The organism is Mesorhizobium sp. M0514, from assembly GCF_040321145.1.
Classification (GTDB): domain Bacteria; phylum Pseudomonadota; class Alphaproteobacteria; order Rhizobiales; family Rhizobiaceae; genus Mesorhizobium.
This window is the reverse complement of record NZ_JAMYQZ010000035.1, coordinates 23,280-35,833: the sequence shown is the minus strand read 5'-3', so window position 1 is coordinate 35,833 and position 12,554 is coordinate 23,280. Positions and strand designations below refer to the sequence as shown.

The following is a 12,554-nucleotide window of genomic DNA, read 5'->3' as shown; positions in this document are numbered from 1 at the left end:
CCGCAAAGGCCTTTTCGACGGGATCGCTGCAAATGGCCAAGATCGAGACGATCGGCATCATCGGCGCCGGCCAGATGGGCGGCGGCATCGCGCATGTATCAGCACTTTCGGGTTTCAAGGTGCTGATCTACGACGTCTCGCCCGACCGTATCGAGAAGGGCATTGCCACGGTCAGCGGCAACATGGCCCGTCAGGTCGGCTCCGGCAAGCTTGAGGAAAAGCTGCGTAACGAAGCGATGGCGCGCATTTCCGCAGCCCCCACCATGGCTGATCTCGCCGGTGCCGATCTGGTTATCGAGGCGGCGACCGAGGACGAGACGGTCAAGCGCAAGATTTACGCGCAGCTCTGTCCCCAGCTCAACCCGGAAGCCATTCTGGCGACCAACACCTCGTCGATTTCGATCACCCGGCTTGCGGCGCAGACCGACCGTCCCGAGCGTTTTATCGGCATACATTTCATGAACCCCGTGCCGCTGATGAAGCTGGTCGAACTGGTGCGCGGCATCGCTACCGAGGATCAGACCTTCGAGGCGGCCAAGGCCTATGTGAAACAGCTCGACAAGACCATCACCGTCTCTGAAGATTTTCCGGCCTTCATCGTCAACCGCATTCTGTTGCCGATGATCAACGAGGCGATCTACACGCTCTATGAGGGGGTCGGCTCGGTCGATGCCATCGACACCGCCATGCGGCTCGGCGCCAACCATCCGATGGGACCGCTGCAGCTCGCCGATTTCATCGGCCTCGACACCTGCCTGTCGATTATGCAGGTGCTGCATGACGGCCTGTCGGATTCGAAATATCGCCCCTGCCCGCTGCTGGTGAAATATGTCGAGGCCGGCTGGCTCGGCCGCAAGACCGGGCGCGGCTTCTACGACTATCGCGGCGAGCATCCGGTTCCGACGCGCTAACCACCAGAACGAAAGTTCCGTGCTCCCTCAGGACGCCGCTGCAAGCGGCGGCTCTGCTTGGCCTCTTGACCCGGTATCGTCAGGCGCCACGGAAACACAGCCGCGGCCCGCGGCCTTGGCCGCATAGCAGGCAGCATCGGCCCGGGCGATGATCTCGTCGACTTCACCGCTGTTGCTGTGGATTGGCGCCAGCCCGATGCTGGCATCGATCGCATGCGGCCGGCCGTCCCAGCTGAACTGCAGGCCGCGGATGGCGTCGATGACCGAGCGTGCGGCAATCCTGGCGCCGGCGCTCGGCCCGGCTTTCAGGATGACCGCGAATTCGTCGCCGCCGAGGCGGGCCACGATATCCTCCGGCCCAAGCGCACCGCGAATGGCCTCGGCAACCCGCTTCAGCAAGGCGTCGCCGGCGGCGTGCCCGCCAGTGTCGTTGACCAGCTTGAAATGGTCTAGATCGATGAACATGAAATGATGTTCGCCCGCCGGCCTGGCTGTGCCGGCCTTGCGGCTCCGGTCGACCAGTTCCTCCATGGTGCGGATAAAGCTCGAACGGTTGGCAAGGCCAGTCAGCGCATCATGCGCGGCGGCATAGGCGAGCTGGCGCTGCAAGGCGCGCGCATCGGTGAAGTCCTGGAAGACAATGACAAGACCGCAGAACTCCTGGCGGTCGTTCATGATCGGCGACACCACCTGGCGGATGCTGCAGCGTGTGTCGTCGCGACGGATGAGGACGGCGCGACTGTTCTGGTCGACAGGGCTGGCGCTGCCGAGCGCCGGCCGCGTCATGCCGATCCTTTGCCCGGTTTCTTCGTCCACCGCCCAGTAGACATGGCCAAGCGTCTTGCCGAGCGCCTCTGCGCCAACAACGCCGGTGAGCTTTTCGGCGACAGGGTTCATGAAGGTGATGCGGTTTGCGGCATCGGTGCAGATGACGGCGTCGCCGATCGACTGCAGCGTCACCCTCAGCCGCTCCTTCTCGTCGGCCAGCATTGCCGCCGATACGATGAGGCTTTCCTCGGTTTGCTTGCGCTGGGTGATGTCGGTCAGGCTGCCGATGGCCCTGACCAGCCGTCCGTCCTTGTCGCGTTCGAGCGTCTTGCCGCGGTCGAGGATCCAGACCCAGTGGCCATCCTTGTGGCGCATCCGGAACTCGGCTTCGAAGAACGGTGTCCTGCCCTCCAGATGGGCACGATCGGCTTCGGCGACGTTTTCGCGATCGTCGGGGTGGATCATCGCCAGCCAGCGGTCGGGGTCGCCGTCCAGTTCGCCATCGGCATAGCCCAGCATCTTCACCCAGGTGGCGGAGTAGGTGGTGCCGCCCTTCCGCATATCAAGATCCCAGACGCCTTGTCCGGCGCTGGCCAGGGCAAAATTCCAGCGCGTTTCGGCCTCGGCTATGCGCGCCTCGGATTGCTTGCGCGCATCGATATCCTCGATCTGGGAGACCAGGTAGAGCGGGCTCCCGCTCTTCTCGTCGCGAATGACGGAACCGGCAAGATGGGCCCATACCGGCGTGCCGTCCTTCCTGAGGTAGCGCTTTTCGAAGTGGAAGGCGTTGACGGTGCCCGCCCGCATGCCGTCCATCGTCTCACGGCCGATCTGCACATCGTCGGGATGGGTGATCTGGAAGAAGGTCAGCGCCTCGATCTCCTGCTTGCTATAGCCGAGCATGGCGGCGAAGGCCGGGTTGGTTTCATGGATGCGGCCGTCGAGGCCGACAATGGCGATGCCGATCGCCGAATCCTCCATGGCGCGGCGGAAACGCTGCTCGCTTTCGGCGATCTGCCGGCGGTCGTCCAGTATCCGGTAAATGAACAGGGCGGCGAGAATCAGCGCAACGGCGGCGACCGGCACCGATATCTGCAGGCAGAGTTTCAGCACTTCGGCGCTGACATCGAGCCGCGACAGCAGGAGCGCGACCACGGCAGCGCAAAGCCCTCCGGCCGCAAGCACCAAAGCCACGTGACTGTCAGCCCGCAGGCTTTTTCGCTCTCGTCGCATCACTGTGCATGCCACCCCATGCGCAACACATTTCTGCAAAAAACACTGGATGATCGATTTTAAGGAAAGGTTGCGCCGGAGCCACCGGCAACACGGTGAACCCGCAAACCGGCATGATTAAGGATCGGTGATTATTGGGCGATCTTGAACGGCCCGGTCACCAGCGCACGAAGGACCGTCCCCCGAGCGCGCCCAGACCGGCGAGGACGGCGATGGCGAGCGTATACCAGGTGGCGACGAAAAGCGGCGAATCGTCGAAGCAGTGCGCGGCGTAGAAGGTCGCCGCCAGGCCGCCGGCGAGCAGTCCCGCGACCGCCCCGGCCAACACCGGCCGCGTCGGCGCTCCATAGCGCAGCATCCACAGGAAGACGGCAAGCGGGCCGATTCCGATCAGCGGGATGAAGCCCATGCAGATCATCATGTTGGAGCCGACCATGCGCGTGCTCCACATCGGCTCCGGCACCATGAACAGTTCGAGAGCCACCGCCACGGCCACCAGCAGCGGCGCCGCCAGCATCCAGGCCGCGGCTCTTGCCGTCGAAGCGCCCGGCGTCGACAACGCCCGGACCAGGCCAAAGGCGGTGACGGCGAGCACGATGGTGAACACGAACTTCGCCAGGAACCGCATCGTGTGCATGGCGGTCATGATGTCGGGACGCGGGCCGATGGTGAGAAAGAAGACCAGAGCCGCGATCACCGCCGCGGCTGCCGCCGCCATCAACCAGGCCGAGCGCAGCGGCATCGCCTTGCTGCTTGTGTCGGCGTCGAGTGCCTTGATGAGATCCTCCGTCCTCATGTCACTGCCGCCCGAAGCGCCCCTGCCCAAATCGCTTGGCGATCGCGGCAAGCCCGCGATGCAGCGACACCCGCACCGCCGTCTCGCTGACGCCGAGCCTGGCCGCCGTCTCGCCGATGGAGCGGCCGTCGACCGAGATCGAAGAAACGACGGAACGCTGCGCAGCCGGCAGTCCGTCCAGCGCCCGGTTGATGTCGCGTTCGCTGACGGTCTCGGTTTCCGGCTCGGCAAAGGTCTCGGCGATCTCGTCGATCTCGATTTCGATGCGCCGTCCGCGCCGCCGGAAAGCATCGATCAGCTTGAAGCGGGCTATCGCATAGATCCATGGCAACACCGGCGCGTCCTGGCGCCAGGTATGCCGTTTCACATGAATGGCCAGCAAGGTTTCCTGCACGACATCCTCGGGATCGACCCCGCCCTGTACGATCTTGCGCCTCGCAAAGCCGCGAACCAGCGCGGCGATCCGGTGCAAAAAGTCGGCGTAGGCCCTTTCATCTCCCGCGATCGCGGCCCGCATCAGCCGGGAAAGCTCGGCCTCATCCTTGCCGCTCACAAGAGTTCACTCCCCGATCTTCGCGCCTCGGCACCGATTTGTTACGTGTCCGGCGAAATGATGTCCAAGCCAAAGTGCCGCAAAATCACGAAAGTTTGCGGGAGCGGCGACCGATTGAAGCAGCCGAGCAATGTTGACTACTGCTGTCAGGTATCGATAGGTGCAGCCTGCGAAACCAGAACCACCGAGATTGAGGATGACGCCATGAGATACACGCTCTCCACCCTAGCGGGGGCCACAGCGCTGGCCGTGAGCATGATCGCCGGGCCGGCGATGGCCGCGGATGCCGGCATCATCGTCTACAACGCCCAGCATGAGAGCCTGGCCAAGGAATGGGTCGAAGGTTTCACCAAGGAAACCGGCATCAAGGTCACGCTGCGCAATGGCGGCGACAGCGATTTCTCCAACCAGATCGCCGCCGAGGGCGCTTCTTCGCCGGCCGACGTGTTCCTGACCGAAAACTCGCCGGCCATGACCCTGGTCGAAGCGGCGGGCCTTTTCGCGCCGGTCGACGCCGACACGCTGGCGCAAGTCCCGGCCGAATTCCAGCCGAGCAGCGGCAAATGGGTGGGTGTCGCGGCGCGCAGCACCGTCTTTGCCTACAACAAGACCAAGCTCACGGCCGAAAAGCTGCCCAAATCGATGCTCGATCTCGCCGATCCCGCCTGGAAAGGCCGCTGGGCAGCCTCGCCTTCCGGCGCCGATTTTCAGGCCATCGTCAGCGCGCTGCTCGAGCTCAAGGGCGAAGCCGCAACCGCCGACTGGCTGAAGGCCATGAAGGAGAATTTCACCGCCTACAAGGGCAACGGCACGGTGATGAAGGCGGTCAATGCCGGCGAGATCGAAGGCGGAATCATTTACCACTATTACTATTTCGGCGATCAGGCAAAGACCGGCGAAAACAGCAAGAACGTCGAACTGCATTATTTCAAGAACCAGGATCCCGGCGCTTTCGTCTCGATCTCCGGCGGCGGCGTGCTCGCCTCGAGCAAACACCCGAAGGAAGCTCAGGCGTTCCTCAAATGGGTGACCGGCAAAGGCGGCCAGGACGTGCTGAAGACCGGCACGTCCTTCGAATACGCTATCGGCAAGGACGCGCAGTCCAATCCCAGGCTGGTGCCGCTGGCCGATCTGCAGGCACCGAAGGTCGATCCGGCGACACTGAACTCCAAGAAGGTGACGGACCTGATGACGGCAGCCGGCTTGCTTTAGTCCGCGTTCGTCCTAAAAGGGCAACGATTGCGCTCCTGCCGGACTTTCCGCAGGAGCGCTCTGTTTTCGAGATGGCATTGTCCATGACGACACATTGCGTTTCCGGCCGCGCCTGCGGCGCCCCCGCCCCGGCGGCAGTGGCGCGGGTGAGGTGATGCAGTCTGTCGTCGATCTCGCACGTTCAGGCCAGGCAGCCAAGCGGTCCCGCCGGCAGGCCATGTCCTGGATCGCGCTTGCTGCCATAATCGTCTCGCTGCTGTCGCTGCTACCGCTGGCCTTCATCATCTGGACCGGCGTGCAGACGGGCTGGGACACTGCTTCGGCCCTGGTCTTCCGGCCGCGCGTCGGTGAACTCCTGGTCAACACCGTGCTTCTGGTGGCGCTCACCGTACCGATCGCCACCGTGCTGTCGGTGGCGCTGGCATGGCTGACCGAGCGCAGCGACCTGCCCGGCGCCCGCCTCTGGGCCTGGCTGTCGGTAGCGCCGCTTGCCATCCCCGCCTTCGTGCACTCTTATGCCTGGATTACCCTGGCGCCGGGACTGCATGGCCTGTGGGCCGGCGTGCTGGTGTCGGTACTTGCCTATTTCCCATTCCTCTATTTGCCACTAGCGGCCGCATTGCGCCGGCTGGATCCTGCCCTGGAAGATGCGGCCGCAGCGCTTGGCCTCGGACCATGGCGGGTGTTTTGGCGTGTCGTGCTGCCGCAGCTGAGACTGGCCATTTGCGGCGGAGCGCTGCTGGTCGGCCTGCATCTGCTGGCCGAATACGGCCTCTACGTCTTCATCCGTTTCGACACTTTCACCACGGCGATCGTCGACCAGTTCCAGTCGACCTTCAACGGTCCCGCCGCCAACATGCTGGCTGGCGTCCTGGTGACTTGCTGCTTCGTGCTGCTCGCGCTGGAGGTGCTGGTGCGCGGCGAGGAACGCTATGCCCGCGTAGGCTCGGGTGCCGCGCGCCGCCAGCAGCGCACCAGGCTCGGTCGCGCCACCCTGCCCTGCCTGGCTCTGCCTGCCGTCACCACGCTTCTCGCCATCGGCGTGCCCTTCGTCACCATCGGCCGCTGGCTGGTCGCCGGCGGCGTCGATGTCTGGCGCTTCGACGAGATCGGCCTGGCGCTTGGCCAAACGGTATTCCTGGCGCTCGCCGGCGCCGTGCTCGCCACTATCGCCGCCACACCTATGGCCTGGATCTCGATCCGCGCGCCGGGACCGCTGCAGCGGCTGCTCGAAGGCTGCAACTACATTGTCGGTTCGCTGCCCGGCGTGGTCATCGCGCTGGCCTTGGTCACCATTACCGTGCGCATCGCCATGCCGCTCTACCAGACGCTGTTCACAATCCTGGTCGCCTATGCCCTAATGTTCCTGCCGCGCGCCTTGATCAGCCTCAGAGCCTCGATCGCACAGGCGCCGGTCGAGCTCGAACGCGCCGCCGCCAGCCTTGGCCGGCCGCCGCTGAAGGCGCTTTGGTCGACAACGATTCGCCTGTCGGCGCCGGGGGCTGCGGCCGGCATGGCGCTGGTCGCGCTCGGCATCATGAACGAGCTGACCGCCACCCAGATGCTGGCGCCCAACGGCACGCGCACGCTGGCCATGGCGTTCTGGTCCTATAGCGGCGAGATCGACTATGCCTCCGCCGCCCCTTACGCCTTCATCATGGTGGCGATGTCGCTGCCGCTGACCTGGCTGCTCTATGTCCAGTCGAAACGGATGGCCGGGCGATGAGCTTTCTCGAAATCAGTGGCCTCACCAAGCACTACGGCCCGGTCGCAGCCCTTGCCGGCATCGAGCTCAGCGCCGCAAGCGGCAGTCGCACCGCGATCGTCGGCCCGTCCGGCTGCGGCAAGACCACCTTGCTGCGGCTGATCGCCGGCTTCGAGGCGCCCGACCAGGGCCGCGTCGTGCTTGACGGCGAGGTGCTGGCCAATGGCGGCCATGCGGTGCCGGCGCACCGCCGCGGCATAGGCCTGGTGGCGCAGGACGGCGCCCTGTTCCCGCATCTCAGCATCGCCGACAATATCGGCTTTGGCATGGCCCGCGGCGAGGATCAGCGCGCCGAGCGCATCGCCGAGCTCGCCTATACCGTCGGGCTGGACAAGGCGATCCTCAAGCGCCGCCCGCACCAGCTCTCCGGCGGCCAGCAGCAGCGCGTGGCGCTGGCCCGCGCCATGGCGATGAAGCCCAGGCTGATGCTTCTCGACGAGCCGTTCTCGGCGCTCGACACGGGGCTGCGCGCCTCGATGCGCAAGGCCGTGGCCGAACTGCTCGAAGCCGCCGGCATCACCACCATCCTGGTCACCCACGACCAGGCCGAGGCGCTGTCCTTCGCCAGCCAGGTCGCGGTGATGCGCGACGGAAAGTTCTCGCAGGTCGGCACGCCGCGTGAGCTCTATATGCAGCCGAAGGACCGCATGGTCGCCGAATTTCTTGGCGACGCCATCATCTTGCCGGCAAAGATTTCAGGCGGCTTCGCCACCTCCTCGCTCGGCCGCATCGCCGTCGACTCGAAGGAGCGGCGCGACATCGCCCGCATCATGCTGCGACCGGAGCAGGTGCAGGTAAAGCGCACGTCGCGCGAAGGCATGTCAGGTCCTGCGGGCACGATCTTCGCCGAGGTGACGGACTCGGAATTCGCCGGCTCGATGTGCACCATTGCGGTGCGGTTGTTGAACAACCCCGATCCGCCCGACGCCGCGGCAATAGGCAGCACGCCGCTGATCCTGCGCAAACCGGGTATCGACGCGCCTTCCGTCGGCGAGATCGTGCGCCTGACCGTCTCCGGCAAGGCGCATGTCTTCGCCTGAACTGCCGATGCGTCGGATTGGCGCGAGCGGCTGCGTCAATCGACTCGTTTCCCAGCATTGTCGAACCAATGCAGCTTCTCGGCCCCGGCCACGACGCGCAGTTGATCGCCGGGTTTGGCCGTGGCGCGGCCGGCCACACGCACGACGATGCGGTTGCCGCCGGCGGCACAGTGAAGAAAGCTTTCGGCTCCCACAGGTTCGACCGCCTCGACCGCCGCAGGCAGAATAAGCGCGCCGGACGGTGCCTCGGCACCGAAGGTGACGTCGGCATCCTCGGGACGGAAGCCAAGCGTGGCGGCCTTCGCAGGCGCAAAGTCAATCGCCTTGCCATCAGTCAGCGCTGGACCAGCCGATGCTTGCAAAAGAGGCAGAAGGTTCATCGGCGGTGCGCCGATGAAGGAAGCGACGAAGGTCGAGGCTGGCTTCTCGTAGATGTCGAGCGGCGCGCCCGTCTGCTCGACCAATCCGCCATTCATGACGACGAGAATATCGGCCAGCGTCATCGCCTCAAGCTGATCGTGGGTGACGTAGACCGAGGTGACACCGAGCGAGCGCTGCAAATTCTTGATTTCGACCCGCATCTGGCCGCGCAGTTTGGCGTCGAGGTTGGAAAGCGGCTCGTCGAACAGGAAGACTTTCGGATTGCGCACGATTGCGCGACCCATGGCCACGCGCTGGCGCTGGCCGCCGGAAAGCTCGCGCGGGCGCCGGTCGAGCAGCGCCGTGAGCTCCAGCACCTTGGCGGTCGAGCGAACCCTGCTGTCGATCTCGTCCTTGGGAGTACCCCGGTTGCGCAACCCGTAGGCCATGTTGTCGTAGACCTTCATATGCGGGTAGAGCGCATAGTTCTGGAACACCATGGCAATGTCTCGCTCGGTCGGGCCGATGCTGTTGACGATCTTGCCGTCGATGGCGACCGTACCGGAAGAAATGGTCTCCAGCCCTGCAATCATCCGCAACAGCGTGGACTTGCCGCAGCCGGACGGCCCAACCAGCACGCAAAGCTCCTTGTCGGGAATGGCGATCGAGACCCCCCTCACCGCCTCGACGCCGCCGGGATAGACTTTCTTCACATCCTTCAGATCGACGGTCGCCATCAGCTTCTCACTTTTCGGTATCGACCAGTCCGCGCACGAACCAGCGTTGCATCAGCACCACGATCAGGATCGGCGGCAGGATGGCCAGCATCGCGGTGACCATGACCAGATGCCATTGGGTATCGGCATCGGCGAAGGAAACCATCTTTCTAAGTGCGATGACGATGGTGTTCATGTCGTTGCTGTTGGTGACAAGCAGCGGCCACAGGTACTGCGTCCAGCCATAAATGAAGAGGATGACGAACAGCGCCGCGATGTTGGTGCGCGACAGCGGCAGCAGGATGTCGAAAAAGAAGCGCCATGGTCCGGCGCCGTCAACACGCGCCGCTTCCACCAACTCACCTGGAATGGTCATGAAGAACTGGCGAAACAGAAGCGTGGCGGTGGCCGAGGCGATCAGCGGAATGATCAGGCCGGCATAGGTGTCGATCATGCCAAGATCGACCATCACCTTGTAGGTCGGCAGGATGCGCACCTCGACGGGAAGCATCAGCGTGATGAAGATCAGCCAGAAGAAGACCATCCGAAGCGGAAAACGGAAGAACACGATCGCATAGGCCGAAAGGATCGAGATGAAAATCTTCCCCACCGCAATGCCGAGCGCCATGATCGTGGTGTTGAGCAGCAATCGGCCGACACTGACGCCGCCGATGCGGCCGACACCGCCAAACAGCGCCTCGCTGTAATTGTTCCAGACCTGGTCGCCGGGCAAAAGAGGCAATGGCGGCTTGAGGATGGTCTGCAGCGTCTGCGTGGAGGCAACGAAGGTGTAGTAGATCGGGAAAGCGACGATCAGGATGCCCAGGATGAGCACGGCGTGGGCGATGAGGGCGCGAAGCGGGGACTGACCAATCATCGCTCGCGCTCAACCGTAGTGGACTTTGCGTTCCACATAGCGGAACTGGATGGCCGTGAGTGAGATGACGATGACCATCAGGATGACCGACTGCGCGGCCGAATCGCCGAGGATCAAATTGACGAAACCGTCATTGTAGACCTTGTAGACCAGCGTCTCGGTGGCCTTGCCCGGCCCGCCGCCGGTGACCGCATGGACGATACCGAAAGTGTCGAACAGCGCATAGACCGTGTTGACGACCAGCAGGAAGAAGGTCGTCGGCGCGAGCAGCGGGAAAACGATGGTGCAGAAGCGCTTCGTCTCCCCGGCGCCGTCCATGGCCGCCGCCTCTATCAACGTCTTCGGCACTGCCTGCAGCCCGGCGACGAAGAACAGGAAATTGTAGCTGATCTGCTTCCAGGCAGCCGCAGACACCAGCAGGATCATGGCTTGGTTGCCGTTAAGCAAGGGATCCCAGGCGATGCCGAGACCTCTCAAGGCGTAGGCCAGCGAACCGATCGAGGGGTTGAACAGAAACAGCCACAACATGCCGGCAATCGCCGGCGCCACCGCATATGGCCAGATCAGCAGCGTGCGATAGAGGCCTTTGCCGCGCACCACCTTCTCGGCCATGACGGCAAGCAACAGGGCCACACCCATGGCGACGATCGCGGTCGCCAGAGAGAACACCAGCGTAACTTTGATCGAGTTGAGGTAGGCCGGGTCGGCCAGCACCTTGCGAAAATTGGCGAGCCCGACGAACTTGCTCTTCAGCCCGAACGGGTCTTCCCTGAGCATCGACTGGTAGAGCGCCTGCCCGGTCGGCCAGTAGAAAAAGATCAGCGTAATGGCGAGTTGCGGCGCCACCAGCAGGTAAGGCAGGGTCTTGTTGGGAAAGACGACGCGTGGAGACAGGGTGATTCCCTCGCTATTCAGGAAATCGTCCACGCGGGTCCGCGTGGACGAGGTTCAACTGACAAATCGCTTCAGTTTCCGATCGCTTCCTGAATCGCCTTGTTGCCGCGTGCGACCGCGTTGTCGAGCGCCTGCTGCGCAGTCTGCTGGCCGGCCAGCATCATCTCGAACTCCTCGTTCTCGATGTCGCGCACCTGCGGCAGGTTGACGAGGCGCACGCCCTTCGAGTTCTCGGTCGGCGCCTTGCCCAGCATCTGCAGGATCGGCGTCTCACGGCCCGGATTCTTGTCATAGAAGCCGGACTTCTTGGTCGCCTCATAGGCAGCGAGCGTCACCGGCAGATAACCCGACTTCTGGTGCAGATACTCCTGCACTTCGGTCTTGGACAGGTAGGAGAAGAACGCCGCGACGCCCTTGTATTCCTCGTCCGATTTGTTGCCGAACACCCACAGGCTGGCGCCGCCCGGCGTGGTGTTCTGGGGCGCGCCCTTGGCGTCACTATCATAGGGAAGCTGGCCGATGCCGTAGTTCATGCCCGACTTGACGATGTCACCGAGACCCCCCGACGATTCGGTGAAGATGCCGCATTCTCCGGCAAGAAAGATCTGCTTGGCTTCGGATGTACGGCCGCCATATTTGAAGGTGCCGTCCTTGGCCAGGTCGGCGAGCGCCTGGAAATGATTGACGAAGATCGGCGCATTGATCTTGAGCTCAACGTCGGTTCCGGCAAGTCCGTTCTGGTTGGTGCCATAGGAAACGTCGTTCCAGGCAGCGAAGGCCTCAAGGTGGATCCAGGTCAACCAGGTCGAGGTATAGCCGCAGGAAGCGGCGCCGCTCGCCTTGATCTTCTTGGCGGCTTCCCACACCTCGTTCCAGGTCTTTGGCGGATTGTTCACATCAAGCCCGGCCTTCTGGAAGATTTCCTTGTTGTAGTAGAGGATGGGCGACGAGGAATTATAGGGGAAGGACAGCATGGTCCCGTCCGGCTTCGAATAGTAGCCGACGATGCCGGGCAAATACTGGCTCTTGTCGAAGGTCACGCCGGCGCTGGTCAGCACATCGGCCACCGGCTTGATCGCACCTTCGGCGGCCATCATGACGCCAGTACCCACGTCGAACACCTGGATGATGTCGGGCGCTTGCCCCGCACGAAAGGCAGCGATGCCGGCATTCAGCGTTTCGGGATAGGTGCCCTTGAAAACAGGGAGAATTTCATAGTCGCTCTGGCTGGCATTGAAATCCTTGGCGATCTTGTCGACCACCTCGGCATTGGCGCCGGTCATTGCATGCCACCAACTGATCTGGGTGGCGGCGAAGGCGGAGGTGGTGGAAAGCAGGGTCAAGGTGGCGGCAACACCGGCCGCAAAGCCGAACAACTTCATGTTTCATCTCCCGTTTGTCATTGGCGAAAGGGGCGCTCCCGCGAACG

The 12,554-nt window shown here is 63.5% G+C and carries 11 protein-coding genes; 4 read left to right on the top strand and 7 right to left on the bottom strand.

The genetic code is table 11. The features are described 5' to 3' along the window. The first annotated feature begins 32 nt into the window (after positions 1–32). Positions 33–911: a 3-hydroxybutyryl-CoA dehydrogenase gene (locus tag NKI61_RS16360; RefSeq protein ID WP_023671668.1), complete on the top strand. Its 879-nt coding sequence runs from the start codon at positions 33–35 to the stop codon at positions 909–911. 27 nt (positions 912–938) lie between these two features. Here NKI61_RS16360 and NKI61_RS16355 read toward each other — a convergent pair whose 3' ends face one another. The 3 genes from NKI61_RS16355 to NKI61_RS16345 all read right to left on the bottom strand — a co-directional run bounded on the left by NKI61_RS16355 (position 939) and on the right by NKI61_RS16345 (position 4,261). Beyond that, positions 939–2,873: a PAS domain S-box protein gene (locus NKI61_RS16355; protein ID WP_023731059.1), complete on the bottom strand. Its 1,935-nt coding sequence runs from the start codon at positions 2,871–2,873 to the stop codon at positions 939–941. A 196-nt stretch (positions 2,874–3,069) separates the two neighbouring features. Continuing rightward, positions 3,070–3,708 carry an NrsF family protein gene (locus tag NKI61_RS16350; protein WP_352840070.1) on the bottom strand — a complete coding sequence of 213 codons (639 nt, stop codon included), beginning with the start codon at positions 3,706–3,708 and terminating at the stop codon, positions 3,070–3,072. Between the two features lies 1 nt (position 3,709). Further along, complete coding sequence (locus tag NKI61_RS16345) at positions 3,710–4,261, bottom strand: sigma-70 family RNA polymerase sigma factor (protein ID WP_023671665.1); 552 nt, start codon at positions 4,259–4,261, stop codon at positions 3,710–3,712. A 204-nt stretch (positions 4,262–4,465) separates the two neighbouring features. Between NKI61_RS16345 and NKI61_RS16340 the strand changes: the two genes are divergently transcribed. The 3 genes from NKI61_RS16340 (at position 4,466) to NKI61_RS16330 (ending at position 8,278) form a co-directional block, all read left to right on the top strand. Further along, entirely contained in the window at positions 4,466–5,473 is a 1,008-nt protein-coding gene (locus NKI61_RS16340) for an iron ABC transporter substrate-binding protein (RefSeq protein ID WP_352840069.1), read from the top strand. A 154-nt stretch (positions 5,474–5,627) separates the two neighbouring features. Next, positions 5,628–7,199, top strand: a complete 1,572-nt coding sequence (locus NKI61_RS16335; protein WP_352840068.1) for an ABC transporter permease — start codon at positions 5,628–5,630, stop codon at positions 7,197–7,199. Continuing rightward, positions 7,196–8,278, top strand: coding sequence for an ABC transporter ATP-binding protein (locus NKI61_RS16330; RefSeq protein ID WP_023694016.1), 1,083 nt, complete (start codon positions 7,196–7,198; stop codon positions 8,276–8,278). Before NKI61_RS16335 ends, NKI61_RS16330 begins: the two co-directional genes overlap by 4 nt. Positions 8,279–8,313: 35 nt before the next feature. On the opposite strand, the gene NKI61_RS16325 is transcribed toward NKI61_RS16330, so the two are convergent. The 4 genes from NKI61_RS16325 to ugpB form a co-directional block, all read right to left on the bottom strand. Continuing rightward, positions 8,314–9,375 carry a sn-glycerol-3-phosphate import ATP-binding protein UgpC gene (locus tag NKI61_RS16325; RefSeq protein WP_352840066.1) on the bottom strand — a complete coding sequence of 354 codons (1,062 nt, stop codon included), beginning with the start codon at positions 9,373–9,375 and terminating at the stop codon, positions 8,314–8,316. Between the two features lie 7 nt (positions 9,376–9,382). Beyond that, on the bottom strand, positions 9,383–10,231 hold the full coding sequence (ugpE, locus tag NKI61_RS16320) for a sn-glycerol-3-phosphate ABC transporter permease UgpE (protein WP_023694018.1): 849 nt from the start codon (positions 10,229–10,231) through the stop codon (positions 9,383–9,385). A 9-nt stretch (positions 10,232–10,240) separates the two neighbouring features. Next, complete coding sequence (ugpA, locus tag NKI61_RS16315; RefSeq protein WP_352840080.1) at positions 10,241–11,125, bottom strand: sn-glycerol-3-phosphate ABC transporter permease UgpA; 885 nt, start codon at positions 11,123–11,125, stop codon at positions 10,241–10,243. 71 nt (positions 11,126–11,196) lie between these two features. Continuing rightward, entirely contained in the window at positions 11,197–12,507 is a 1,311-nt protein-coding gene (gene ugpB, locus NKI61_RS16310) for a sn-glycerol-3-phosphate ABC transporter substrate-binding protein UgpB (protein WP_352840064.1), read from the bottom strand. Positions 12,508–12,554 lie beyond the last annotated feature (47 nt).